Annotated in this window: 26 protein-coding genes and 1 tRNA gene; 16 read left to right on the forward strand and 11 right to left on the reverse strand. The window is 43.8% G+C overall.

All coding sequences use genetic code 11. The features are described 5' to 3' along the window. Window positions 1-159 precede the first annotated feature (159 nt). The gene (locus tag NWF01_02420) at window positions 160-894 is read right to left on the reverse strand and encodes a DUF996 domain-containing protein (GenBank protein ID MCW4023873.1); all 735 of its coding nucleotides are present in this window, start codon (window positions 892-894) and stop codon (window positions 160-162) included. A gap of 161 nt (window positions 895-1055) precedes the next feature. On the opposite strand from NWF01_02420, the gene NWF01_02425 reads away from it, so the two are divergent. After that, window positions 1056-1526: a hypothetical protein gene (locus NWF01_02425; protein MCW4023874.1), complete on the forward strand. Its 471-nt coding sequence runs from the start codon at window positions 1056-1058 to the stop codon at window positions 1524-1526. A gap of 1 nt (window position 1527) precedes the next feature. Here NWF01_02425 and NWF01_02430 read toward each other — a convergent pair whose 3' ends face one another. Next, window positions 1528-1896, reverse strand: a complete 369-nt coding sequence (locus tag NWF01_02430; GenBank protein ID MCW4023875.1) for a hypothetical protein — start codon at window positions 1894-1896, stop codon at window positions 1528-1530. A 117-nt stretch (window positions 1897-2013) separates the two neighbouring features. On the opposite strand from NWF01_02430, the gene NWF01_02435 reads away from it, so the two are divergent. Beyond that, window positions 2014-2688 (forward strand): winged helix-turn-helix transcriptional regulator, encoded by a 675-nt coding sequence (locus tag NWF01_02435; protein ID MCW4023876.1) that lies wholly within the window; start codon window positions 2014-2016, stop codon window positions 2686-2688. A 200-nt stretch (window positions 2689-2888) separates the two neighbouring features. Here the strand turns inward: NWF01_02435 and NWF01_02440 are convergent, their stop codons facing one another. Continuing rightward, entirely contained in the window at window positions 2889-3470 is a 582-nt protein-coding gene (locus NWF01_02440; GenBank protein MCW4023877.1) for a hypothetical protein, read from the reverse strand. Between the two features lie 168 nt (window positions 3471-3638). On the opposite strand from NWF01_02440, the gene NWF01_02445 reads away from it, so the two are divergent. Further along, the gene (locus tag NWF01_02445; protein ID MCW4023878.1) at window positions 3639-4331 is read left to right on the forward strand and encodes a hypothetical protein; all 693 of its coding nucleotides are present in this window, start codon (window positions 3639-3641) and stop codon (window positions 4329-4331) included. Between the two features lie 351 nt (window positions 4332-4682). Here the strand turns inward: NWF01_02445 and NWF01_02450 are convergent. Beyond that, window positions 4683-4770, reverse strand: a tRNA-Leu gene (locus tag NWF01_02450). Between the two features lie 146 nt (window positions 4771-4916). Here NWF01_02450 and cysK point away from each other — a divergent pair. From cysK to NWF01_02465, 3 genes are all read left to right on the forward strand, one after another. Beyond that, window positions 4917-5846, forward strand: a complete 930-nt coding sequence (cysK, locus tag NWF01_02455; GenBank protein MCW4023879.1) for a cysteine synthase A — start codon at window positions 4917-4919, stop codon at window positions 5844-5846. 63 nt (window positions 5847-5909) lie between these two features. After that, entirely contained in the window at window positions 5910-6959 is a 1050-nt protein-coding gene (locus NWF01_02460) for a serine acetyltransferase (protein ID MCW4023880.1), read from the forward strand. 174 nt (window positions 6960-7133) lie between these two features. Continuing rightward, entirely contained in the window at window positions 7134-7421 is a 288-nt protein-coding gene (locus NWF01_02465) for a hypothetical protein (GenBank protein MCW4023881.1), read from the forward strand. A gap of 51 nt (window positions 7422-7472) precedes the next feature. On the opposite strand, the gene NWF01_02470 is transcribed toward NWF01_02465, so the two are convergent. Beyond that, a complete protein-coding gene (locus NWF01_02470) occupies window positions 7473-7634 on the reverse strand; it encodes a DNA-directed RNA polymerase subunit P (protein ID MCW4023882.1) in 162 nt (53 codons plus the stop codon). 79 nt (window positions 7635-7713) lie between these two features. Here NWF01_02470 and NWF01_02475 point away from each other — a divergent pair, with 79 nt between their 5' ends. Together NWF01_02475 and NWF01_02480 are read left to right on the forward strand one after the other, a co-directional pair. After that, window positions 7714-8571, forward strand: a complete 858-nt coding sequence (locus NWF01_02475; protein ID MCW4023883.1) for a class I SAM-dependent methyltransferase family protein — start codon at window positions 7714-7716, stop codon at window positions 8569-8571. Between the two features lie 39 nt (window positions 8572-8610). Next, window positions 8611-8880 carry a Trm112 family protein gene (locus NWF01_02480; GenBank protein ID MCW4023884.1) on the forward strand — a complete coding sequence of 90 codons (270 nt, stop codon included), beginning with the start codon at window positions 8611-8613 and terminating at the stop codon, window positions 8878-8880. Here NWF01_02480 and NWF01_02485 read toward each other — a convergent pair. The 5 genes from NWF01_02485 to guaA all read right to left on the reverse strand — a co-directional run bounded on the left by NWF01_02485 (window position 8872) and on the right by guaA (window position 14246). Then, on the reverse strand, window positions 8872-9111 hold the full coding sequence (locus NWF01_02485) for a Gfo/Idh/MocA family oxidoreductase (protein ID MCW4023885.1): 240 nt from the start codon (window positions 9109-9111) through the stop codon (window positions 8872-8874). The two genes, NWF01_02480 and NWF01_02485, sit on opposite strands and share 9 nt — an antisense overlap. Before the next feature lie 51 nt (window positions 9112-9162). Then, window positions 9163-9828 (reverse strand): Gfo/Idh/MocA family oxidoreductase, encoded by a 666-nt coding sequence (locus tag NWF01_02490; GenBank protein MCW4023886.1) that lies wholly within the window; start codon window positions 9826-9828, stop codon window positions 9163-9165. Further along, window positions 9825-11153, reverse strand: a complete 1329-nt coding sequence (locus NWF01_02495) for a 3-hydroxyacyl-CoA dehydrogenase NAD-binding domain-containing protein (protein ID MCW4023887.1) — start codon at window positions 11151-11153, stop codon at window positions 9825-9827. Before NWF01_02495 ends, NWF01_02490 begins: the two co-directional genes overlap by 4 nt. Before the next feature lie 33 nt (window positions 11154-11186). After that, complete coding sequence (glmM, locus tag NWF01_02500) at window positions 11187-12554, reverse strand: phosphoglucosamine mutase (GenBank protein ID MCW4023888.1); 1368 nt, start codon at window positions 12552-12554, stop codon at window positions 11187-11189. 141 nt (window positions 12555-12695) lie between these two features. Further along, window positions 12696-14246: a glutamine-hydrolyzing GMP synthase gene (gene guaA / locus NWF01_02505; GenBank protein ID MCW4023889.1), complete on the reverse strand. Its 1551-nt coding sequence runs from the start codon at window positions 14244-14246 to the stop codon at window positions 12696-12698. 202 nt (window positions 14247-14448) lie between these two features. Between guaA and NWF01_02510 the strand changes: the two genes are divergently transcribed. The 8 genes from NWF01_02510 to NWF01_02545 all read left to right on the forward strand — a co-directional run bounded on the left by NWF01_02510 (window position 14449) and on the right by NWF01_02545 (window position 21788). Then, the gene (locus NWF01_02510; GenBank protein MCW4023890.1) at window positions 14449-14895 is read left to right on the forward strand and encodes an Lrp/AsnC family transcriptional regulator; all 447 of its coding nucleotides are present in this window, start codon (window positions 14449-14451) and stop codon (window positions 14893-14895) included. A 118-nt stretch (window positions 14896-15013) separates the two neighbouring features. Then, complete coding sequence (twy1, locus tag NWF01_02515) at window positions 15014-15973, forward strand: 4-demethylwyosine synthase TYW1 (protein MCW4023891.1); 960 nt, start codon at window positions 15014-15016, stop codon at window positions 15971-15973. Between the two features lie 149 nt (window positions 15974-16122). Beyond that, on the forward strand, window positions 16123-16281 hold the full coding sequence (locus NWF01_02520; protein MCW4023892.1) for a hypothetical protein: 159 nt from the start codon (window positions 16123-16125) through the stop codon (window positions 16279-16281). 66 nt (window positions 16282-16347) lie between these two features. Next, a complete protein-coding gene (locus NWF01_02525) occupies window positions 16348-16974 on the forward strand; it encodes a hypothetical protein (protein MCW4023893.1) in 627 nt (208 codons plus the stop codon). 39 nt (window positions 16975-17013) lie between these two features. Then, window positions 17014-17346: a methionine--tRNA ligase subunit beta gene (gene metG / locus NWF01_02530; GenBank protein MCW4023894.1), complete on the forward strand. Its 333-nt coding sequence runs from the start codon at window positions 17014-17016 to the stop codon at window positions 17344-17346. A gap of 101 nt (window positions 17347-17447) precedes the next feature. Beyond that, entirely contained in the window at window positions 17448-18446 is a 999-nt protein-coding gene (locus NWF01_02535; protein ID MCW4023895.1) for a replication factor C small subunit, read from the forward strand. Between the two features lies 1 nt (window position 18447). Continuing rightward, window positions 18448-19677, forward strand: coding sequence for a replication factor C large subunit (locus tag NWF01_02540; GenBank protein ID MCW4023896.1), 1230 nt, complete (start codon window positions 18448-18450; stop codon window positions 19675-19677). Window positions 19678-20177: 500 nt separating this feature from the next. After that, entirely contained in the window at window positions 20178-21788 is a 1611-nt protein-coding gene (locus NWF01_02545; GenBank protein MCW4023897.1) for a glutamate synthase-related protein, read from the forward strand. Window positions 21789-21860: 72 nt separating this feature from the next. On the opposite strand, the gene NWF01_02550 is transcribed toward NWF01_02545, so the two are convergent. Next, a complete protein-coding gene (locus NWF01_02550; GenBank protein ID MCW4023898.1) occupies window positions 21861-25175 on the reverse strand; it encodes a hypothetical protein in 3315 nt (1104 codons plus the stop codon). Window positions 25176-25344: the final 169 nt, after the last annotated feature.

Here is a 25344-nt window from a genome sequence, read left to right on the forward strand (position 1 = left end):
ATGACAGTTTATAACCAAGCAACCGCTGTTTCATGCCTTCAGGAAAACTGCTTCAATCCAACAGACAAATAATTATTGCACTGTTAACAACAGTGACCTTAACGTCGTTGGTAACCACTACTCAAAAAAAAATAAAAAAGAAAAAAGGGTTTTAAAGATTTAAGTGGATAGCTGTTTTCCGCAGTGTGCGCAGTAGGTGGCATCTGAGGCTACAGGAGCGCCGCAGTGAGGGCAGTATCGTGCAGTCTGAGTGGTTGTTGCTTGTGCTTGTTGTGCTGTGTACCCGTTTGGCTGGTAGGTACCTGCTGGGGGCTTCATTGAGAAGAACCCAACTACCACAAATATCCAAGCAACCAGCATTAAGAGCAAACCAAGCCCAAACACTATCGTTAGGATAGCACCTATCCACAGGAAGGTTGCTGCGGTTTCAAATGAATGCTCACCTGATTTTTGCGCCAGTGTGTTGAGAGCTTTTTTTAGGTTTGAAGCAGCGAGTATGTAGAATATGAAAGCGATAACTATAGCTGCAAGAGTGATTGCGATTCCGGCGGCAAATCCAACTGCTCCAAATCCTGGAAAGTCTGGGATAAGCGATACTGATGCCAGACCAATCATCATTGCTGGTATTGCTACGGCAGCCGCAATTATTGCAACTATGTAGTATTTGAGACCTGTGAGTGAGTTCTTGTATATGTCAGTGTCTTGATAGTAGCCTGAGAGCTCCTTAAGACCTCTAAGCAGCAGAAATACACCGATGATACCTAAAACCCAGCCAACGTAAGGAATTATGGTGAGGGTCATTAGTATTGCGCCTTCACAGGCGAGATTTTTGCTGTATTGGAAACTTGTTCCCATCTTGTTTTTTCCTCCATTAATTTGATTTCTGAAAACCATAGAAGGCACAGGGCAGATATAGCCCTAACATTTAGATACGGGACTCTAAGGGTTAGAGCAACAAAAACAGAGACTTTTAAGGAAAACTTACGCAATAAAAAGCAGTCTACATAGCTGGGTTTATCTTACTCGAACCCAAAAATAGAGACAGAGTGAAACAATTGTCCAAGCCCCGCGGAATAAACGCTGATATCCAGTCACCCCGAACCAAACTACTCTACTTCATCTATTCAGCTTCAAACAGCAAAATCAAAGCTGAACCTGGAGTAAAATCAAACATTTGCGCGGCGCTGGGCTACAAATCTGATGGCCACTTTCATTATGACTGGAATTATCTCGCTAACGCGGGTATGATTGAGGAAAAACAAGGCTACTACCAAGTGACGGATGAGGGAAAAAAAGAGTTTGCCATGCACGCAACGGCATCCCAAAGCAACCTCTCCATGATAATCATTGGAATTGTCATGATTGTGTTCACGGTTACTTTGCAGTTTGGGTGGGTGCCGCCGTTGAGTGTGGTGTTTTTTGGAGCTGCCCTTATCGCCATTGGTACGGTGTTTTTAGTTATTAGTGGGAGAAGCAGACCTAAACTGTCACAGGAAGCCAAAGCATTACTTAAAGAATTAAAATAGGCTATTCGGATGGTTCATCTTCGAGGTCCATGGCTTCACGGATTAACTCAACATCCTTAACATTCCACCGTTTATTGGTAGCCTTCAAAACCAACCGTTCCTGCCAGCCACAATCAAGGCACTTGTAACTTGGCGGTGTCAAACCCATATTTCCCAATACATCGCCTCCTGTGCTCTCCACTCGCTTAAGCTTGGGGCTTTTGCATTTGGGACAAACCTGAATGTCAAGGCTAACTCCCTGTGCTTCAAGCTCGTTTAGAACCTCTGTAACTTGTGCAGCGTTTTGGATTGCTGAGTCTTCGGTTATCTGCTCGATGGTGGTGAGTTGCCGTTTTCGTTTTTTCTTTTGAATCTGCGACGTTTCGTTCACCTACAGGTGTAAATGTGAAACCTAAAGAAAGGGATTCTGGTACACGACTTTACCAGTAGTACAGTACCTTACAGAATTCATTAAATAAGTGCAACACCAAAATTTGCTGGATGCTCCTTGAACCAAAAAAACACTGCAGTGATAATGTTTGTTATCTTGATGCTTTCAGCTTGCTTTGTAACCGTAGCTTCCGCTGAGCCCAGCAACTTTTTTACTGCACCACAAAACAGTGACAACCTCCACCAGCTGGGCACAATCCCAATAGCTGTTGTCGCAGGTTTACACAGCAACGCCTCAGATTGCCTCAATCAGCCGACCAGAAACCAAATTTACGTTTTCATCAAAGATAACCCAGGAGTGCATTTCAGAGGAATCTGTGACGGGCTATGCTTGTCTGTTGGTGTGGTGCAGTATCATTTGGATGTGCTTGGACATGCAGGCTTGATTGTAGCGTACGCGGATGGGCAAAACGTGCGCTTCTTTTTACAGGGTGCATTCTCAGAAACAGATATGCAACTGATTTCGCTTATGCGGCATCAAACCACAGGACAGATTCTATTGATTTTAGCCCAAAACGAAAATGCTCTGCACCGAGACATCGCAGCCACATTAGGTTTGTCTTCGCAGGCGCTCACTTGGCAAATAAACCAGCTCAGAGAGGCGGGTTATGTCTGTGCGGAGAAGACAGGTGTAAACGTTGCCTACAACCTTAAAACCGTGGACATTGGAAGTCTGATTCTTTCATTTAGTGAACAATTAAGGTTGGTTGAGTTGCGCGGAGGGAAGTTTTAAACTTGCGTTTAAACTTTCAGGCTTTTGAAGAGACAGAACTGGTAACCAAGCATGCGACAGCATTAGAGACGTAGTTGATAAGCAACATCATACACAGCAAACTGCCCATCTCCCAACCATCCCAAAGCAAACTTGTGCATTAAGCGACCAAGTTTTTTCATGCAGATTCTCGGGTGGACTTCAAAGAATCTACAATCGGGTTAGGGAGTAATGCTGCTTGTGGTTTGTTGGATTATTTGCATCGAGCCTGAACTATCTTGAGCAGACAATGATAGCCCCTTATAGAAGTTACCGTTTGCATCTTGGACTTGCTGTTTTAGAGGAGGATTCAAGTTTTCTTTAACGTCTCCACCGCCACATGCAAGAATTACCGTGTCAACCCCCCCAAGGTCGCCAATCCTGTTGATGTAGCTTACGACGGCTGTTCCCGCGGTTCCACCATACACTGGAAACGCAAACGTGACTAGACTGTATTTGGAGAGGTCGGAAGGTGCTTGAGGGCTAGCTGTGGTGATTTCTACCTTCCAATTGCTTGCGGCTAATCCCTCGGCGAAAGCATAAGAATAATCTCTTGGAGAACTGCTAAACCCTGGCTGATACACTATTAACGCAGTTTTGGTGCCATCCGCGTTTAAGATTTCGACTTCACTGACGATTTCTCTGTTAATCATGCCAGACATCAACATACCCGCAATTGATATGAATACAATGAACACTACAACAAGAGCAATTAGTAGTATTAGGATTACTTGTTTCCATCGTTTCTGCGGCCAAAGCCTCAATCTACACACCGTTAGTTAGTTTATGCTAGTTTGCTTATGAAACTTGTGGCTGCTAATTGAACTAGATATACAAAATCACGGAGGCATGAATGAATCATCTCACCAAACAATCATGGAATATTATATAAACTAAAAAGTTCAAAATAACTCTCTTGAGGCGGGATAAAATTGAAAGAGGAGAAAGCCATCCCAAAACAAAATAACACGCAGATTAGCGCTACAAGAATAATAGCATCTACTCTTGGAGCTATTGTTGGGCTAGCTGGCATGGAGCATGGTTTCTTTGAAATACTTCAAGGTAACACAACACCAAGCGACTTAGTTATTGATGCGATTGGTCCCGCGCAAAAATTTTGGATAGGTGCAACAGAACCGGCCTTTACGGTTATCCCCAATTTTTTTATCTCAGGCCTTCTTGCAGTACTTGTTGGTTTAGTTGTCACTATATGGGCAGTTGCATTTGTTCAAAAAAGATACGGCCCTTTAGTTTTGTTACTTCTCTGCCTTGTACTTTTTTTGGTTGGAGGTGGCACTCCCCCACTAGTCCTCGGAGTTGTCGCCAGCGCCGTCGCCACTAGAATAAACAAACCGTTAAACTGGTGGAATGCACATCTAGGCGGTAACTCAGCTAACATTCTTGCAAAGTTATGGCCATGGACTTTAATCCTCTTTGTTATCATGTTTTGGTTTTCAGTTGCAATAGCAATCTTTGGGTGGCCTCTAACAATGTTTGACGCAGAAGGAACAAATTCCTATACTATTCTTTCCCTTCTGGGCTATGTTTCTGATATAGTTATGATATTAGTTGTTGTAACAGGGATTGCCTACGACGTTAAGAGAAGACGCGAAATTATAGCTTGAAAAAAAACGGCAGTCGATGTTCCATCTATGGCTTCGTTGAAATCAGTAAACCTTCTTTCTTTTTTCTCAAGTTGGTTACCATAAACTCAAGTAACGCAGAAACTATCCCTGAAGCTTAGCAAACGTCAATAGGGTTTGCCAGAATCAACAGAAACTTTATTCACTTTTCCCCATAAAAATAGGGCAACTTTATTTTTCGTTCTTCGATAGAAACGCCCATCCGATTTAGTAACCAAGGAATGCCAGTTTAAACGCTCAAGTGAAATCAAATTGTGCGCTCAAATCAAAGTCGATTTTCTCGGTTTTGCACTAAAAACGAACATAAAATGAGCTAAACTAATGGTTCTTTGTTGGTGCGGAGGGTGGGATTTGAACCCACGAACCTCTGCAGGATAGGAGCCTCAGTCCTACGCCGTTGGCCATGCTGGGCGACCTCCGCACAACGTTAGCGCAATATAGAAACACCTAGCCCATTTAAAGGCTTTACCGTTTATGTGGGCATATTCAGATTTCTTTATTATCAACTATTGCTGATTGTATCATAAGCGAGCAGCGTTTGCTGTTTTAAGGATGATTGCAGAAAAAATGGATATTGACAGTAACATTTTGGAAACAATCGGCAAAACCCCCATGGTACGCTTAAACAAGCTAACCCAAAACGTGGGCGCCACCGTGGTTGCCAAGCTGGAAGCAAGAAACCCAGGCGGCAGTATCAAAGACCGCGTCTGCAAAAGCATGATTGAAGAAGCTGAAAAACAAGGCATAATCAAGCCGGGTGCAACAATAATTGAGCCCACAAGCGGCAACACAGGCATTGGTCTTGCCATGGTAGCTGCAGTGAAAGGTTACAAGCTGATTTTGACCATGCCTGAAAATATGAGCATAGAACGCCGCACACTGCTCAAAGCCTACGGAGCCCAAATCGTCCTGACACCTGGAATAAACGGCATGGGCGGCGCTATCAAGAAAGCTGAAGAATTAGCTGCCAGCACACCAGACAGTTTTATGCCCCAGCAATTCAAGAATCCAGCAAACCCTAAAGCGCATGTAGAGACAACTGGTCCAGAAATCTGGGATGCAACCGAAGGTAAAATTGACATTATAGTTGCGGGCGTGGGCACAGGTGGAACAATAACAGGCATCGCAGAATACATCAAGCCACTTAAACCCAGCTTCAAAACGGTAGCGGTGGAACCAGCATCCTCGGCAGTGCTAAGCGGCGGCAAAAAAGGACCGCATAAAATTCAGGGCATAGGTGCTGGCTTTAAACCTGATGTGCTTAGGATGGATTTGGTTGATGAGGTTTTTCAGGTTACTGATGAGGATGCTATCCAGACTGCAAGGCAATTGACGCTGAAAGAGGGGATATTGGCAGGGATTTCTTCAGGTGCAGCAGTGTATGCGGCTCTGCAAATTGCTAAACGTCAAGAAAACAGCGGCAAACTTGTTGTGGTGATTTTACCAGACACTGGGGAACGTTATTTAAGCACTGTTTTGTTTCAAGAGTCAACATAATTTCTCGGTTATTACGCTTTTTTTATATTCTGCTTTCTCTAATACTTTGAGAAAGGGAAGCTTATGTCAAAGAAAACCTCAGAGTGCTCAAAAGAATGCGAAAAATGCCTCGATAAAAACTTGGAGGCGGCAGGTTGGAATCCAGAGAAAATCTTGAGTGCTCTAATGGAAAACTTGGAAACTGTTGAGGATAACTGGGTAGAAACAGGGTTACCTAAACTTGTCGATGAAATGATGGCAAATTATGAAACTTTTGGCGGTATGGATCACCTAGCAGGAAAAGAGCTTCCCTCAAAAAAGGTAGTCATCGAAATTTTAGAAGACCTATTCACAGTGCTCTTTCCGGGCTATTTGGGTAAAACTGAAATCAGCAAAGCCAACGTAAGATACCATCTTGGGAACACGCTCAATTCAGTTTACATAAGATTAACTGATGAGGTGGAAAAGAGCCTCAAGTGCATCTGCAGGAAAATCAGCGATTGCCCCAAAGACCTCTGCCAAAAACGTTCTCAAGTAGTAGTTAAAGAATTGCTTGAGAAACTTCCCGAAATACGCGCGGTACTACGCGGCGATATTGAGGCGGCTTATGCAGGTGACCCTGCAGCACTGAGCACAGAAGAAGTCATTCTAAGTTACCCCTGTGTACTTGCAATAACTACATACCGAATCGCACATGAGCTTTACTTGCGCTGTGTACCTGTAATTCCCCGAATCATGAGCGAACACGTTCATTCCCTAACAGGTATAGATATTCACCCAGGCGCAAAAATCGGCAAAAACTTCTTCATTGACCACGGCACAGGCGTGGTGATTGGAGAAACCACCGAAATCGGCAACAACGTCAAGCTCTATCAAGGCGTAACACTTGGAGCCTTAAGCTTCCTCAAGGATGAGAAGGGACAAATAATCAAGGGCAGGAAACGTCATCCAACAATAGGTAATAATGTGGTGATTTATTCTGGAGCAACTCTGCTTGGGGCACAGGCAATCATCGGCGACAACGTGGTTATCGGCGGAAACGTGTGGATAACTTCACCTGTCGCGTCAGACACCCGAATCACCATTGCGCCGCCTGAATTGAAGTTCAAAAAAGAAAACAACCACAAAAAATAGACCTACTTTTTCCTGTTTTCCCTTGATAGACGCAGATTACATGGTTCTGCTTGTGGGGTTAGTTTTGTTTTATTGAGTGACGAACAAGAAGGTTTATATGGTTTTTTTGGGAAATGAATCTTAAATGTGTCAAAAACGTCTATGAATTGATTTTTGATTAGAGGGTGTATTGATTTGGCTCAATCAAAACCTTGTTCTCCAACATGTCGTTCCTTTAAATGCGCTAAAAACTCTGCATTCTACCGACGAGATTCAGTTTGGTGTAGATGGACCGAAGAAGCCTGCAACGTTGCAAACTGCACATACTCAATGTGCATGAAACGCCGGTTGCTTCCAGGAGGCATCTGCGGCGAAACTGTCAGACGACAAACAACTGAGAAAATGCCCGAAGACGACTTTGATGATCCAGTGAAGATTAAAGGAAAGGCACTGCGTAAACTCGGAGACAAAGAAATCTACTAAACTAAAAAAAGAAAAATTCTATTGCTCAGTTCTTAACTGGGCTTTCCATTTTTATCTTGTTTGAACCCGTTTAACAACTGGCGGTTTAACTTTCTTTAAAATTCTGTAACCGCAAATTATGCATTTAGTTTCGCCGCCACGGAGCTCCAACTCTTCAGAAGGAACCCGGGAGCCACATCGGATGCATTCGTAAACAATTCCGCTCTTTTCCATAAGAAACGCCTTTGCCTACAAAGAAAAGTATTTGGCTTTTAAAGCTTTCCAATAGTTTAGCTTGGACGGATAGCCTAATTTGAGAATACGCCTGCAAGAGCGAGCCAACCGCACACTTGGGCAAGGAGCACCCAGCAAAATCTACAACTCCTATGACGTAGTAGGCAATATAGCAATCATCAAAGTTCCCAACAACAACCGAGAAGCTGCAGATAAAGCTGCACGAGCAATAATGAACCTGTACCGTAACGTTAAGTCGGTGTTTTTGCAGACAAGCCAAGTCGGCGGCGATTTTCGGATTCGCAAACTTGAATGCTTAGCTGGTGACGGCTGCACAGTTACAGTTCATCGGGAGGCAGGCTGCATCTTTAAGGTTGATGTTGAAAAATGTTATTTTTCGCCGCGTCTTCAGTTTGAACGGGGTAGAATCGCAGGCTTAGTTGGCAACGGCGAAGTAGTGGTTAACATGTTCGCGGGGGCAGGCTGTTTCTCGATAGAAATTGCCAAAGTCCAACCAAGTGTCAAAGTGTACTCGATTGATGTTAACCCTATCGCTTTTGAGTTTATGCAAGAAAATGTTAAGCTGAACAGAGTTTCGGGTAGGGTGATTTCGCTTCTAGGGGATGCTAAAGAGGCGGTTATTGGCTTGCAAGGTGTAGCAGACAGGGTTTTGATGCCACTTCCTGAACTGGCACTTGAATATTTGCCATACGCTGTTAAAACGCTTAAACCGTCAGGCGGCTGGATTCACTTCCACGATTTTGAGCACGCAGAAAACCGCAATGAAGCCATAGAAAAAACCAAGCAGAAAATTAGTGATGTTTTGGAGGGTCTTGATTACAGCGTTAGTTATGCCAGAATCATCAGGAGTACTGGACCTAACTGGTATCAAACCGTTTTAGACATTCATCTTAGCGGTAGAAAAGCCAAGTTTTAATAGCAAAACCAAGTAATTATACAGCGGAAGTTTACAGGTATGAAGCGTAAATTAATGGAAATCTTGGCTTGCCCAATTGACAAGCATCACCCGCTGGAATTGCACGTTTTTGAAGAAAAAGATGAAGTTGTTGAAGGCGTAATTGTTTGCCCCAAATGCCTACGTTGGTACCCAATCCGCGATGAAATTCCAGAAATGCTTCCCGATGAGCTACGCAAAGACACCGAGGATTTGCCGTTCCTTAAAAAATGGAAAGAAAAAGCACCAGAAAAAATTGTGACTGAAGGAAAACCCTTCAACCTAAAATAAACTTTTTATTTCTACTGCCTTATTTTTTGCAGATGACTCTATCGCTGCTTCGGCAACCTGTAAAGCTTTCAGTCCATCTAAACCCGTGATTAAGGGAGTTTTCTTTTCAGTTATGCATTCAACGAAATGCTGCAGTTCACATTTTAAGGGTTCCTGGAAGGGGTAACGGGGCTGAACGGTTTCGTCTTTTTTCTCAATCCACAGGTCCTGCGTGATGTAGTCAAGACGCATTATGGCTTCGCTGCCTGTTGCAATTAATGTTCGGGTTTTGTATGGTGTGAGTCAGTTAGATTCGATAAAGGCGCTTTTGCCATCTTTATAAGTCAGCATTATCTGTGCGTAATCCTCGAATTTTTGGATTTTTCGACTACCCATCTTCGCGTAAACTGAAACGGGGTCATCGTTTGAAATGAAATGCATAACGTCAATATCATGAATCGCGGTATCTTTAACCACACCCACATCGCCGATGCGTTCAGGCCACTGAGAAACCCGCTTTGCAGTAGCACAAACAAGGTCACCGATTTGTTTTGATTCAACTGCTTTACGGATTGCTTGCAACCCAGGAATAAACCGCATCAGAAAACCGACGGTTAGGTGGACATTGTTTTGTTTGGCGGTTTCTACAAGCTGCAAGGCTTGCGTAGTATTGGTTGCCATGGGTTTCTCTACAAGAACATGTTTTCCAGCGTGCAACGCAGCTAATGCTTCAGTGGCAAGAATTGTTGACCACGTGCAGATGCTGAGCGCCTCGATTTTTTCGTTTTTAAGCATTTCTTGGCTGCTGGTGTAGGCTTCTACGCCATACTGGTTTGCGATAGCTTTTGCCCGTTCAGCGTTAATGTCGCAGATAGCAATTAGTTCGGTTGATGGCAGTTCTTTGTAGATTCTTGCGTGGTTTTTTCCCCAAAATCCTGTTCCGATTACGGCAACGCCTAGTTTCTTCAATTTTTCTTCAAACCTCTACCTAAACCCCTGTAGATGAAGCCTGCAGCTTCCACCTTTACAGGCTCCACAACACCAATTAAATCTACTAACGCACAGGGCGATTTCATCAAAGTATGAATCTTCTTCAGATTTAAGCGTTTAAACTGTTCTGTTCTACTAAAGATGACAATGCAGTCAACGCCCTCGAAGGCTTCATTTGAGGTTTTCTTTAAAATGCTTGAGGTTTCTGAAACATCAGTTCTGCTAAGCAAGGGGTCATAAACTCTTGTTTTGGCACCTTTCTGTACTAAAAGCTTGGCAAACTGCTCAGTAGATGAGTCGGGGTTTACTGCCCCAAAAACGGCTACTCTGGCGCGCCTAAGTGTTTTGTCACAAGCCACAAGAGCTTCCTGCGTTAAGGCTACTCCATGCTTAAGCATTGCCTCATTAATTTGTCTAGCCAGCGTGGGCAACCGTAGTGTAGTGTTTAGGTTTTCTGAGCTCTCAAGCATCAGGAAAATTTGGTCACTGTTTTTTTCTTCGCTTACTGCAGGATAAAAACTGGTGCTGGGTAGGTTGAGCAGTTTTAGGATTTCAAAATAGTCTACTCCAGCTTTCTCACAGTAAACAGCCAACTCATTTGCCAACGCTAACTGTAAATCATCTTTTACTGCCTCAAACAGTTGTGTTAACTCTGCAACTCTAACATTATCAATGGACACAACATTTGGGGATAATACAGACAAAACGGTGCAGGCACAATTGAGGCTGACTGGGTCTTGAGCGGCAACGTTAAATGCTAAATGATGATTGGGTTTGTTAGGGTAGGGTGCGTATGCTAAACCGAAATCTTTACCAGCACTTAAACCCGAAGTGTTCTCCAAAGTTTCCTTGATTATGCCCTCTAAGAGTCCAAACCCAGAGATTTCCCCATAAATAACCAGTGAACCCTCAGGCAGTACCGAACCAATCTGCTTGCAGACGTTAACGATTTCTTGAGAACGGGAATTTTTTTTGTCATCAATTTTTAGTGGAACCGCCAGCACAACAATGTCGCTTTTAGCAACGACGTCTTTTATCTCGTTTGAAGCCTTCAGGTTTCCTTTGGTGATGTGTTTTTTGAGGTTTTTCTCCACTTCAGGCTCAACAAAAACAGATTTACCCTTAGCCAGCCGCTTCACTAAGCTTTGGTCAGCATCACTGCAGACAACATTGAAGCCTGCCCCAGCAAACTGGTCCGCGTAGAGAACACCTCTTTGCCCACAACCTACAACAGCAATGGTGTAGTTTGAGTGGTTCTCGAAAGTGAGAAGATCTTGGGGGGTGAGGGCTAGTGCTGAGGGCATTACATGATTACTCCGTGGAGAGACAGTTTGGGCTTAAACTGTTTGTAGGATGTTTTTAAGCCGTAAAGTGTAGTCCTCTACTAGCTTTAATGCTTTGTCTTGGCTTTTAGCTTCAGCGTAGAGTCGGAAGACTGGTTCGGTTCCGCTTGGACGAATCAAAATCGCGCTGGCATCATCAAACCAGATTTTCACGCCATCAATCGTGCTAACTTTAAGATTTTTTACCTGCTCATAAATTGCCTGTTGCACCAAGGCTTTTTTGTCGTCTGGGCAATCGATTTTGCCTTTTTCAATAAAGTATTGAGGCTGCTCAGCAACCAACTGTGAAAGCGATTGACCCGTCTGAGTCATAATATCAAGAAGCAACGCAGTAGTCATTGCACCATCCCTCACGGCCTGGTGTGGTCTGTAGAAGATTCCGCCGTTTTCTTCCCCGCCAAGTTCTGCGTCTATTTCCTTCATTTTCTGTGAGACGGTTACGCTGCCAACTTTGGTCCATGCGATTTTGCCGTTGTATGCTTCGGCAGTGTCTTTGATTAGCGTAGATGAACTAACGGGGGTAACAATTGTGGCTCCTGGGTTTTTGAGGAAATACTGTTTAATCACGATTGCAAAGGTTTTATCGCCCCAGTAAATCGTGCCGTTCTCGTCGCAGAAGATGCTGCGGTCGGCATCTCCGTCAAAGGCAACGCCCATGTCTGCGCCGACGGCTTTGACAACAAGGGGCATGTCTTTGAGGTTTTCAGGTCGGGGTTCAGGCATGCGTCCGGGGAAGGTTCCGTCAATGTTAGCGTTTATTGTGGTTACTTTGCAGCCTAGTTCACGCAGCAAAACTGGAGTTGCTATTCCGCCTACACTGTTTGCAGCATCTACGACAACATGAAATTTTTTCTTTGAGATAGCTTCAACATTAACGTGCTTTTTCATTGCTGCAACATACTCATCATTAATACCTGATGACTCTTGAACCGTGCCCAGTTTGTCCCAGTCGGCATAAACGATTTTGTTATCAAAATAAATTTTTTCGATTTCTGCTTCCTGCTCATGACTAGTTTCTATGCCGTCGCTCCAGATGACTTTGATGCCGTTGTATTCTGGAGGGTTATGTGATGCGGTTATTATTACTCCGCCATCCATTTTGTGGTTTTTTACGGAAAACTGTAGGGCGGGTGTGGATGCCATTCCTGCTATGAACACGTTGCATCCTGTTGCGGTTAAGCCTGACATTACTGCTTTGGCAAACATTGGTCCGCTGGTTCGTGCGTCATATCCGATGATGAGGTTTTTTCTTCCAAAAAATGTGCCTATTGCGGCGCCAAGTTTGATTGCCATTTCAACGGTTAACTCTTTGTTTACGAGTCCTCTGACCCCGTTTGTCCCGAAAAGCTTGTTTGCACTCATAACAATTACCTTGAATAGTTAAGAGAAAGGTGAAGGGGTTTTTAAAACGTTTCAGTCGCTTTCAGAACAGGCACATGGTTAACCGCTTATACGCCTAATTTATCAACAAGCAAAAAATAAGAGGTGAGAGTACAGAGTTTCTTATTCCCACTCGATTGTTGCAGGCGGCTTATGGGTTATATCATAAACTACACGGGTAACCTGCGGGATTTCGTTGGTTATCCTTGTTGAAATAGCCTCCAGCACAGGGTAGGGAATCTTAGCAAAGCTTGCCGTCATAGCCTCTCTGCTCTCTGCGGTACGTACTGCAACCACGTAACCATACGCCCTCGCATCGCCTTTAACGCCTGTGGCTTTGGTGTCGGTTAAAACTGCAAAGTACTGCCACAAGTTCTCTGCTAAACCGTTACGTTCAATTTCTTGCCGCACAATTTTGTTGGCTAACTGAGTGATTTTGACTTTTTCAGGCGTCAACTCCCCGATTATGCGTACTGCTAAACCAGGACCTGGAAAGGGTTGCCTGCCAACGATTTCTGGCGGTAACTCTAGCATTTTGGCGACTTTTCTGACCTCGTCTTTGTAGAGGTCACGCAGGGGTTCGAGGATTTTTTTGAACTTCATTTTTTCAGGAAGCCCTGCAACGTTGTGGTGGGATTTTATTTTGTTGCTGTTTTTACGAAAACCTGATTCAATTCTGTCAGGATAAATGGTTCCCTGAATAAGGTACTGTGCATCTGATTTCACCGCGATTTCCTCAAAGACACGGATGAATTCTTCGCCGATGATTTTGCGTTTCTGTTCAGGCTCAACAATGCCTTGCAGGCGTTTCATGAAGCGGTCTTGAGCGTCTGCGATGATGAAGTTAATGTTGAATTTTGAGAATGCCTGTCGGATTTCCTCTGGCTCATCGGCACGCATGAAGCCATGGTCGACAAACACTGCAGTTAACTTGTCGCCTAATGCTGTTGCTGCCAGTGCCGTGGCGACGCTACTGTCGATTCCGCCGCTTAAGCCGATGATTGCTGTGTCGTTTCCGACTTCAGTTTTGAGTTCTTGCACCATTTTTGTAATTAAATCTTCCATTTGCCAGTTAGCTTGGCATTTGCACACTTCAAAGATGAAGTTTTTAAGCATTAATTCACCTTTTTCAGTGTGGATTACTTCAGGGTGCCATTGTAAACCGTATATTGGCTTGTTTTTATGTCGGAAAGCTGCTACTGGACAGCTGTTTGTGTGGGCAAGGGGTTCAAATTCCGACGGTAAATTGTAGACTGTGTCGCCGTGGCTCATCCAAACCTGCTCTTTTGAGCTCAAACCCGACAGCACACCGACAGGTTTGTCGACGTTAATGTGTGCGATACCGTATTCTTTGCAGGTTGCTGGCTCAACTTTGCCCTTTGACAGTTGTGCAAGCAACTGGTGCCCGTAACATAAACCAAGAATTGGCAAATCCAAATCTAAAATGCGGGGGTCAATTTTTGGAGCATTCTCGTCATAGACGCTGGAGGGTCCACCTGAGAAGATTAAGCCGCAAATGTTGAATTTTTGGGTGAGCGCTTGGATTTCTTGAGGGGTTATGTCGTGTGGAACGATTTCTGAGTAGACGCCTTGTTCGCGTATTCGTCTGCCGATTAGGTGGCAGTATTGTCCTCCGAAATCCAGAACAAGTATGGTGTTGTATTTTGTTTGCATCGGGCTTCAGGCTATTTGTGGGTTTTGCTCGTAATTTAAGATTGCTGTCTCAAATTATTTTTTCTGCCACATGGTTTTAGGCATTTTTAATCATTTGACTGGCACATAATAAACTGAATCTTTATTAAGATAATTGATTGTTTATAACAATAAACGTTTCAAAAAGATACGGTTAACTGAAAGAATGTACAGAGGCATATAAATGGAGTTAAACGAAACAGACATTAAAATCCTCAAAGGTCTCCTAGAAGACGCCCGATTCTCAAGCAGACAAATAGCCAAAAACGTAGGAGTATCCGTAGGCACCGTTCTATCAAGAATTAAAAAAATGGAAGACGAAGGACTAATCAAAGGTTACGCAGCAATTCTTGACCACGAAAAACTAGGCTTCCAACTAACAGTCGTAACCGAAATCACCGTTTCAAAAGGCAGACTAGTCGAAATGGAAATGGAAATCGCAAAAATCCCAAACGTCTGCGGAGTCTACGATGTAACAGGTTCAACTGATGCAGTAATCATCGGCAAATTCAAAAACCGCGAAGACCTTGGAGCATTCACAAAGCACATTTTGGCACTACCTTATATTGAAAGAACTAACACGCATGTAGTTCTAACAACAGTTAAGGAAAACTTCCAAAACCTGCTATAAGCACCCTTTCATCTCAATTATTCTTCTGCGCATATGGATTAGAGTAAACTTTGGTTTTTAGCGCAATATTAAAAGGCAGCCAGCAGTAAAAATAGTAAAACTTTGGACTGGGCAAATCGTGGAAGAAACAATCCCAAACCAGCTTGTTACAGCATTAAAAAAACAGAAATATCACATAGTCGGTAGCCACTCTGCAGTAAAACGCTGCAAATGGCTCTACGAATCCATAGTTAACGGCAGAAATTGCTACAAGGAAAAGTTTTACGGAATCAAGAGCCATCGGTGCATGCAGATGACGCCGTCACTGTATTGTTGCACTCAGCAGTGCATGTTTTGTTGGCGCGCCCAAAACGGGGACTTACAGGTTAAATGGGATGAACTTACAATACCCCATCAAGACAGCGTGCAACAAATCATTGAAGGCAGCCTAAAAGCACAACAGAAAATACTCAGTGGCTATAAGGGCAACCTGAAAACGAATTGGAAGAAATTTGTTGAAGCTCAAGAGCCCAAGCATGTAGCAATCAGCCTGACGGGTGAGCCCACGTTATATGAGCCGCTGGGGGAGCTGATTGCGGGCTTTTTTAAGCGGGGATTGACAACGTTTTTGGTTTCCAACGGAACCTTGCCTAATAGGCTTTTGAAGCTAACCAAAGAGCCCAGTCAGTTGTATGTTTCGCTTTGTGCCCCAAATGAACAGGTGTATAAGCAGCTTTGTCGCCCAATGGTTCCAGAGGCTTGGGAGAAGCTGAATGAGACGTTGGAGTCGTTGCAGAGTTTTCGGTGTCCTACTGTTACGCGTATGACTCTGGTTAAGAACCGCAATATGAACAGGGTTGATGAATATGCCAAGTTAATAGCGAAGGCGAATCCGACGTATATTGAGGCTAAGGCGTATATGCATATTGGGTTTTCGAGTTTGCGGTTGGGTTTTGACAGCATGCCCACTCATGGTGAGGTGAGGGCGTTTGCGACGGATTTGGCAGAGAAAACAGGGTATAGAGTTATTGATGAGTCACCGGATAGCCGAGTTGTACTGCTAAGTCAACTGAAAAAATCAAATGCAGTTGAACCATAGCAAACAATTCAATTCTACCACAAAATTTCATTTAAATGACAACTTACACTACATTTTAAGGATAACCTTAAATACGAAAACCCGAACGTTGTTTTGCTTTAAGCAAGTTAGCAGAGGAGAATTTAGTGGTAAGCGAGGGGAAAGGTCGCTTGTTCAGAAGAAAAGACGGCAAGTACCTAGTCTACATACCAAAAGACCTAGCTGAAGACAGCATGTTTCCCTTCAAAGGAGCAGACTCAATTTTTGTGAAAGTCAGCTTCAAGGTAGGAGACCGCCAGCTATTAGTGGAACAATGGTCTGAAAGATAAAACGTGACCTTTCTAAGTAGGAATAGAATAAATAAGCAGTTGATTTTATAAAAACAGGTGAAGAACTTGCCCACACTAAACACTGTTTTGAGAGACATAAAAGAAGACTTAAAACAAAAAGACAAAATCCGAAAAGAAACCCAAGAAAACATGAGGCAAGCAACCAGCCTTTCAAAACAAGCCATACTGCTCATCCACAGAAGAAAAATGGATGAAGCAAAAAAAATGTTAACAACCGCCAAAAACCAAATCAGCAACCTACAAACCCAAGCCACCCAGTATCCCGCCATAATCTACAGTGGAATGTTTAGCGACGCCCTGCAAGAATACGCGGAAGCAAACATATTCTACACACTAATAACTGAGTCACGTTTTGTTGAGCCAGAAGAAATCAGCGTTCCCCCTGTCGAGTATGTTTTGGGCTTAGCCGATGTGGTTGGCGAGTATAGGCGGTATGCTTTAGATGCTCTGCGTGAGGGTAACGTGAAACGGGGCGAGGAATGTCTTGAATTGATGGATGAAGTCTTTATGGAACTAATGGCGCTGGATGAGGCGTACATGTTGGTTCCGGGGCTACGTAGAAAGCAAGATGTTGCCCGAAAAATCATCGAGACCACCCGCGGCGACATAACCTTAGAAATCCGCAGAGAATCACTTGAGGAACAGTTAAAACGGTTTGAACCAGCAAAGTAAAATATCAAAACACACAGTTTAACGTTGAGCGTGAACTACATGGCTGAAGAAATAACATTTGCCGACTTCGAAAAACTTGATTTGCGAGTAGGTAAAATAATTGAGGCAACACCTGTTCCAGACAGCAAAAAACTCATCAAAATCATCGCTGACTTCGGAACCGAAAAACGCCAAGCAGTCGCGGGACTCCTAAAATATTACCAGCCCGAAGACCTTGTGGGCAAAAAAGTTGTTTTTCTCATAAACCTGCAGAAGCGGATGTTGGCGGGGCTGGAATCTCAATGTATGGTGCTAGCTGCGGAGGATGATGAGGGGAACGTGTCGGTTCTTATGCCTGAGAAAGATGTGGCGGAAGGCAGCAAAATCGGTTAAACCTAAACCTGCCAAAACTTGATTTTTGCGTTATACAGGTACGAAAAGATAATTAGCTATTAAGCAACGTATCTGTATCATTATTTGTGGATTGTGACTTTATGGCTGCAAACCAAGAAGCATTGATGTGGGTTGAAAAGTACCGCCCCAAAAAACTTGACGAAGTCGTTGACCTAAAAGACATCGTAGAAAGCCTCAAAGCATTCATGAAAAACCCCAAAACCATGCCACACCTCATGTTCGCAGGCATCCCAGGCACAGGCAAAACCACCCTTGCCCTTTGCATCGCCCACGAACTCTACGGACAGCAAAACTGGAGAAACTTCACCTTAGAGCTTAACGCTTCTGACGAGAGAGGCATCGACACTGTCCGCGACCGCGTCAAAGACTTTTCACGTTACAGCCGATCCAGCTTTGGCGAAATCCCATTTTCACTTGTCATTTTGGATGAAAGCGACCAGATGACTGGCGCCGCACAAACCGCGCTAAGGCGCATCATGGAGACTAGCAGCCGAACCAGCCGATTCATTCTAATCTGTAACCAATCCAGCAAAATCATTGAGCCCATCCAGAGCCGATGTGCAATCTTTCGCTTCTCCAAACTGGACCGCAAAGCCATGATTGACCACTTGCTATGGATATCAAGCAAAGAAAACGTGACTTTATCTCCTGAAGCAGCTGAGCGAATTGTTGATTACTCTGAGGGTGATTTGCGTCATGCGATTAACACGTTGCAGACTACGGCGGTTTACCGTGAGGACAAAGTCGTGGATGAGAAAACAGTTTTGCAGGTTGTCGGCGAAGCTAGCCCCAAACAGGTGCAGATGATGATTAACAAGGCTTTGAATGGTGATTTTATGGAAGCTCGAAAAATGATGTATGATTTGATTGGCAGTTTTGGGTTTTCAGGTGCAGAAATCATCAAGCAGGTTCAGCGGGAACTAATGAAAATGTCCTACATTACCCCTGAGCAGAAAGCTGAATTAACCAATCTGATTGCGGAGTACGATTACCGCCTAACACAGGGCGCAAACAGCGACATCCAACTCAGCGCGCTGCTAGCTCAATTTGCTAAGTTTGGAAAATCATTAGGCGAATAATTTGAAAAATGAGCTTTGGGTTGAAAAGTACAGACCGCAAAAAATAGCGGATGCCATAGGTAACGAAGAAGCCAAATCCACCTTTATTGAATGGTTCAAAGGCAAAAAACGCACCGCCAAAAAAGCCGTTTTACTCTACGGTCCACCAGGTGTTGGCAAAACAACCCTTGTAAACGCTGCTTCTAAAGAGTTTAATTTTCGTGTTATCGAAATGAACGCTTCTGATACACGAACTGAGAAGGCCATAAACAAAATCGCGGGACCAGCAACAGCCTTTGTCGCACTGGACACTTTTTCGTCTGGGAGCCAAGGAAACATCCTGTTCATGGATGAAGTGGATGGCATCGCAGGCAACGAAGACCGCGGCGGAGTAAGCGCAATTGTAAAAATTGTGGAAAAATCCCGCATCCCTGTTATCATGGCAGCCAACGACCCCGACCTAAGCAAGCTACGCCCTCTCAAGAAAGTGTGCCTGCTAATCAGGTTCCAACAGGTTCGCATACCCCTAATCATCTTGGCGCTTCAGAGAATTTGCAAAGCTGAAGGCATAAAGGCAGAGTTTGAGGCGTTGGAGCGGATTGCGGAAAATAGCCGTGGCGATGTACGCTCAGCCATTAATGACCTTCAGGGGTTAAGTGAAGAAAACAAGGTGCTAACCGCTAAGGACACGATGATGCTTAGCTACCGCAACAAAGACATCAGCATGGACGAAACGCTTGCAAGCTTTTTTTCAGCTAAATCTTTAACCGATGCTAACATTTTGCTTAGCCGCTCAAATGTGGATTTTGATGAGCTTTTAATGTCAGTTAGCGACAATTTGCCCCGAAGATACGCCGATTGCAACGAGTTGGCAGAAGCGTATGACCTTGTTTCTAAAGCTGACATGTTTAGAGGCAGAATTGGTACGGAGAACTGGCACCTGCTCAAATACTTCTACAGTACAATGGCACAGGCAGCCGCAGTTGCCCCAACATCCTACAAGCCCTTCCAAATCAAAACGCCACCCGAAAAAATCATCACACTCTTCTGGACAAAAAGCAAACGCACCACACTGGACAAAATATGCGCAAAAATCGCAGCCCAATGCCACATCTCCAAAGCAACCGCAAAAAAAGACGTGGTTCTTTTCCTCAAAATTATGCTGCAAAAACCAAGTTCAGAAGGGATTGTTTTGGGTTTGGGTCTTTTGCCTGAAGAGGTTGATTTTCTGCTTAAAATGGACAGGTTCTGAATTGTATGGTTATTGTTTTGGATAAAAAAGGGTTTAAGCTTCCACGGTTTGATAAAGAAAAATTTGTTTCGTTGTTGAGGTTGGGTGTGGATTATAATCGTGACTTGGGCTTGTTTAGTGTCAAGAATTTTAATAATATTGACAAGATTACGGCTGCGGTTTCGGAGATTTTGAAGTCTGAGGTTGTGTTTATGCAGACCTGTATGGTTTGCGGGAAGAGTTTTGGATGTGAGAAATGTAAGTATAAGGAGAATTGTGCTACGAAGAATTTGCCGTTTACTTGTGTTTGTCCTGAGTGTTTAATGCAGAATTTTTAGACGTTTGTCTAGGGTTTTTCTCACTTCATTTGTCTTTTTAGTCACGTATATGATTGTACAACTGTTACATTTATTTCGCATGAATACTGATTTTTTCACATATATGCTATTGATAAGGGCTAAATACTGAACAATTGCACAAGTGTGGTAACACATCATAGTGGAACTTGGAGAAATGAACAAATGAACGAAAGAGTACATAAAAACAGTTCATTTTTGAACGGTAAATCAACCTGTGGAACAAACACACGACTAAAAGACACCAACACACTCAGCGGCATGTGCCCAATATGCATCCGCGACTGCCCAGTTCTCTGCGAAATCAGCCTCTCAGCCTTCCGAGGACGCGAAGCACTCTACCCAGAACCCTCACAATTCGGAACAAGCACAGCAGGCGCACTCAAAAACTTTGGCTTAGACTGGTCACACCTAAGCATCCAAGCAGGCTTACTTGAAGCGCAAGGAATAGAAGAAACATCGGAAGCAGCCATATTCCCAAACGCAAACGTTGAAACCGTAGTTGGCGGAATGTCCCTGAAACTCCCCGTCTTAACAGGCGCATTTGGCTCAACCGAAGTCGCACGAGCAAACTGGGATGGACTGGCCATTGGTGCTGCTTTAGCAGGTGTTTCTGTTACCATTGGCGAAAACATTGCCGGCATGGATGTCCAATCAGAATTAACTAACGGAAAAGTCACTCATTCCCCCGAGCTTAAGCGAAGAGTTGAATCCTTCCGCAAGTTCTGGGATGGAAAATACGGTGACGTAATTATCCAAACAAACGTTGAAGACCAAAGATTAGGCATTGACACATATGCACTTTCAAAACTTGAAGTCAACATTATCGAACGCAAATGGGGACAAGGTGCAAAAGCCATCGGTGGAGAAGTACGCCTCAAAAATATCGAAAAAGCCATCCTGCTTAAAAAACGAGGCTACATTGTCATTCCAGACCCAGAAGACCCAGTGGTTCAGCAAGCATTTCGAGAAGGCGTCTTTAACACGTTTGAACGCCACAGCAGAGTAGACATACCCAAAGAACAAAACTTCTTAGAAGACATAGAATGGCTCAGAAGGCAAGGCGCCAAAAGAGTCTTCCTCAAAACAGGCGCATACCGACCCACAGCAGTAGCCTACACAATGAAATGGGCATCTGAAGCAAAAATTGATGCGCTCAGCTTTGATGGCGCAGGCGGCGGAACAGGAATGAGCCCAGTGCCAATGATGGATGAAATGAGCATTCCAACATTATATCTGCAAGCACTCGTTATGCAGTGTGCTCAGATTCTAAAGAGCAAAGGCAAGTACGTTCCAGACCTTGTTATGGCAGGCGGATTCATCGAAGAAAGCAGCATCTTCAAAACCATCGCAATGAGCAACTTCGGAGACGGACCAATGGTAAAAGCGGTCTTGATGGGACGCAGCCCAATCACGGCGGCGATGAAAGCAAGCTACTTCAAACAACTCGCAGCAGAAGGCAAACTGCCAAGAAGCTTCACTGACAAGTTCGGCTCAACCCCAGAGAAATTCTTCATCGCCCTACCCGAACTAAAAGCAAAATATGGACTACGATTCAGTGAAATTCCACTGGAAAGCGTCGGCGTATACACCTATCTGATGGACAGAGTAGGAGTTGGCTTAAAGCAGCTACTGGCAGGCAACCGTAAATGGAACCTGAATCTGCTTGCACGCGGTGACCTCATGAGTCTTAGCGAACTTGCCACAAAAGTCACAGGCATTCCATTGGCGCATGAAGTTGAAAACGACGCAGTCAAAAAAATTCTTGACTACTAAACTCATCCTCTTCTTATTTTTCTTTTTTTAAGCTGTCAACATTTCTATTTGTTGCGCTATGTTAAGTGGGTGTTAGGTGTATTCTGCTATGTACAAGTTTCCTGAATAGGTCTGGTCTTCTATAAAAACAGAGGCAGGGTTACCCGTCCAGCTCTCCAACAGCATACCAAAATCCGTTGTCAAAGAGAACCTAATAAAATAATGCCAGCTTCCACTAACATAAATAGCGTCTGGAACCTCCAAACTGTGATAACCCTCAGTAACCCGATGATTGCCCACTGTGGTGCCTACATAGTTGCCGTCAATAGTTAAATCTACAGTAACAGGCTGATAAAAACCATACATAGCCGTCAAGTAAAAATCAACCATCGCCCAATCATAAGCAAACATAGCCACCACCGTATGATTAGCATCCATAGTCACAGTCAAAGTACTGTTCAACCCTGCAGGATTACCATCCACAGTCCAGCCGATAAACGTGCATCCGCCGTTTGCAGAAGCATAAACTGTTGCCACATCATCCTCAAGATAAAGATAACTAGAAGAGTACGCAGACCCAGGGCCCTGAGTTTGCACGGTTAAATGACAGGTAGGCAACTGTGAGACATCTAAAAAGTGGGCAGTTACCGTATAGTTAGCATCCATAATTAACTGCAACGTGCTATTGCTGCCTGCAATAGTTTGGTTTACTGTCCAATAATCAAAAAGGTAATCCTCATCTGGATAAGCAGTAACAGTAGCCAATGAACCATTAACATAGGTGGAGCCATCAGCAGAAGCATACCCGCCCTCGCCATACTGAACCGTCAAAGTATAGCAAGGCGCAAATACCGCATGTAACTCGCAGCTTTCAGAGGCAACAAACTCCAAAGTTGATTCGGAACTGTAGTATTGGTCGTTTAGAGTCCAGTAATCAAAAGCCCAACCTTGATTGGGTGTTGCAGATATTTCCACAGGCAACCCACTGCAAACGGTCAATCCAGACGGCGACACCCCACCGCCCTCACCAGCAGTAACGTTTACGCCAAACCCATACAAAACACTAATCTGCTGCGTAGAATAACGCGCATCAACAATGAAGGGAACCGACGTATAATAATTACCGCTAACTAGGACATCACAAAAATACATATCCTCAGCCTCAAGATACTCAGGCACATAAACCTCATAGACAGCCGCCGGCAAAAAATTCTGATAAATCGGCACAACATCCCAACCGCTATAGTAAATGTAGCCGCCGATATAGAAGGGAACTGACAAAAACATTTCCATCTCATATTCCTGATCCCAATAACTAGCAACAATAGTAACAGTAGGATCACCTTGAGGCAAGGATGGAGGTGCACCATGCATACGTTCTATTAAGTAAATATTTGGATTGCCAAAAATATTCATAGAACCCTCATGCCAACCTGGAGTGTTAGGAATGCCAGGAGAATAAACAGGCCAATAAGTTGAAAAATCAGTTAACGGTGAATTAGCGTATGAAACCCCAAAAACATCCCAAGAAGCTTCATCTAAAGAATCATAAACAGTATACTCATACATGAGCGCATAATAATAAAAATGAGTAATGAACTCTTTGCCAAGCCCTGTCGAAGAGTTAAAACTTCTTGCCGACAAAGCAGGAGAAGCCTCATTAAAGCCCAGATAGCAAGTACTACTGCTACTATACAAGCGCGTTCCAAACCAGCCGCGCGCTAACCCCTCAGACCTGCCAGTTGCGCTAAAGCATGTCCAGCTCCAAGCAAAAAAGGTCTTACCATAAGTTAAAGGCTCAATATCTTCCCAACGGACATTATTTTCCCCCGTTGAATTATCAAACCAGTAATTGCCAGTGCCATTCATATGCCCAATATAGAGCGCACAAAAAGTATCATAATTCTGCCTCATATAAGTAATATCACTCAACATAACAGACTTAGTAAAATTAGTAGATGGCACATCTGGATTTTGCGTTGAATCAAGTTCCTTTTTAGTTGAAGTAGAATCATATTCAGGGCTATTAACAAAATAATTATACACTGCATTTGTCACCTCATTTACTGCCCCAGGCTCATCAAAATACGTTCCATCAGACCAATCATTAAATTGTTGGTATCTTGAACCGAAAACCAATGACCCCGCCGACTGATTGGGCAAATACGCCTCCGCTGAAGGAACAAAAACCAAAACCAAACTAGACACCATCAAAACGCACAGCAAACCAGTCAACGGCTTAAACCGCCACCTAGGCAATCTAGCAACCCCAACTAAACCTGCCAAGCGAGAACGCAAACAAATGCCCAAAACACAAAAGGAGGCAACCAAAACCACAGAAACCAGTGTGAAATCGGCATGTACCATCTGCAAACCAGCATCAGATACAATCTCAGTTGGCTCAACCACCACAGGTGCCTCAGAAAAATCATCAGAAACACCCGCCTCCTGCCCAATAACCATAGGAACAATCTCTTTTATTTCGCCCATATCAGCCCAAAGCCGAACGTAAACGCCTGAAACCCCACCGGGATACACCCGATCAAAGCCAATAGGAACAAACCATGCAGGATAAAGTGTAAAGGGGTCACCGCCACGCGCTAAATCAGTTTCTTGATAGTTAAGGTAGCACAGTGAAGCATTGCCCACCGAGGCAACTTTAAAACCAGAAACCGTAACATTACCGCCCAACGGCGAAGCATAAGAAAAATTCGCAGTAGTCGCAAGCGCCAAATCTACAGCTTGCTCACTTGAAACCTTAGGCTCGCCCATAACGGTGTAGAATTGCCAGTTATCCACAAAACTCTTCAAAGAGCCATCCTCATACGTTAAAGCCACATTCTTAACAGGAGCCTCAACACCCGATGCATCAACGTATGTCCAAACAAACTCAGTACGCAACAAATTAATATCAACATCCAACCTCAAATCACTCTGCGTCTTAGAAGCATTATCGACAGGCATATCATCCAGCATTGAATTTAGAGACCCATAAAAAGAATCATTACTGTAGACCTGGTATCTTGACAGGAACCCTTTAGCATCCTCAACAACACTAGCCGCTTTAAAACTGTTAAGGGCAACCTCGCCTGTTTTATGACTGACAAAAAGCATCTGCAAACGATCTCCAACAAAAGAATACCTAACCCTAAAACTGCTGTCCGCAGACACCAAAGTAGCCTCACTTGTTTGCTTATCAAGAGACAAATACGACTCTGCCTGCACAGGCTTAAACGACGGCGCATAAGCAGCCAAGTTAACATCTGCAACATCACCAAGCAACTGAAATGCTTTTTCTTGGACACTTGGAGAATCTGCCGCTGCAAAAGAGCACGGATAAATAGCAATCAATAGGGTAACTGATATAATTAATGTTAAAAGAGTTTTCTGATTAAATGTTTTAACCAATACTTTTCCCCGCCTTAATTAGCTATGTGCTGGCTAACCATCCTTTTCAGGCGTTTGTCTTTTAAGGTTTTGCCAAAAAACGGAAAACTTGAAAAAGCAAAAAAACCCCACATTACCTGCAATATTGACAAATCTTATAAGACAAAAGTTTGCCATATCCTTTTCAGGG

The organism is Candidatus Bathyarchaeota archaeon (genome assembly GCA_026014585.1).
GTDB lineage: Archaea > Thermoproteota > Bathyarchaeia > Bathyarchaeales > Bathycorpusculaceae > Bathycorpusculum.

Bases quoted from the DNA above. Each gene is read 5' to 3' on its own strand.
- NWF01_02420 (MCW4023873.1), bottom strand. From the start codon at position 894: ATGGTTTTCAGAAATCAAATTAATGGAGGAAAAAACAAGATGGGAACA.
- cysK (MCW4023879.1), top strand. From the start codon at position 4,917: ATGGATATTGACAGTAACATTTTGGAAACAATCGGCAAAACCCCCATG.
- NWF01_02460 (MCW4023880.1), top strand. From the start codon at position 5,910: ATGTCAAAGAAAACCTCAGAGTGCTCAAAAGAATGCGAAAAATGCCTC.
- NWF01_02470 (MCW4023882.1), bottom strand. From the start codon at position 7,634: ATGGAAAAGAGCGGAATTGTTTACGAATGCATCCGATGTGGCTCCCGG.
- NWF01_02480 (MCW4023884.1), top strand. From the start codon at position 8,611: ATGAAGCGTAAATTAATGGAAATCTTGGCTTGCCCAATTGACAAGCAT.
- NWF01_02485 (MCW4023885.1), bottom strand. From the start codon at position 9,111: ATGCGTCTTGACTACATCACGCAGGACCTGTGGATTGAGAAAAAAGAC.
- NWF01_02495 (MCW4023887.1), bottom strand. From the start codon at position 11,153: ATGCCCTCAGCACTAGCCCTCACCCCCCAAGATCTTCTCACTTTCGAG.
- glmM (MCW4023888.1), bottom strand. From the start codon at position 12,554: ATGAGTGCAAACAAGCTTTTCGGGACAAACGGGGTCAGAGGACTCGTA.
- guaA (MCW4023889.1), bottom strand. From the start codon at position 14,246: ATGCAAACAAAATACAACACCATACTTGTTCTGGATTTCGGAGGACAA.
- NWF01_02510 (MCW4023890.1), top strand. From the start codon at position 14,449: ATGGAGTTAAACGAAACAGACATTAAAATCCTCAAAGGTCTCCTAGAA.
- metG (MCW4023894.1), top strand. From the start codon at position 17,014: ATGGCTGAAGAAATAACATTTGCCGACTTCGAAAAACTTGATTTGCGA.
- NWF01_02535 (MCW4023895.1), top strand. From the start codon at position 17,448: ATGGCTGCAAACCAAGAAGCATTGATGTGGGTTGAAAAGTACCGCCCC.
- NWF01_02545 (MCW4023897.1), top strand. From the start codon at position 20,178: ATGAACGAAAGAGTACATAAAAACAGTTCATTTTTGAACGGTAAATCA.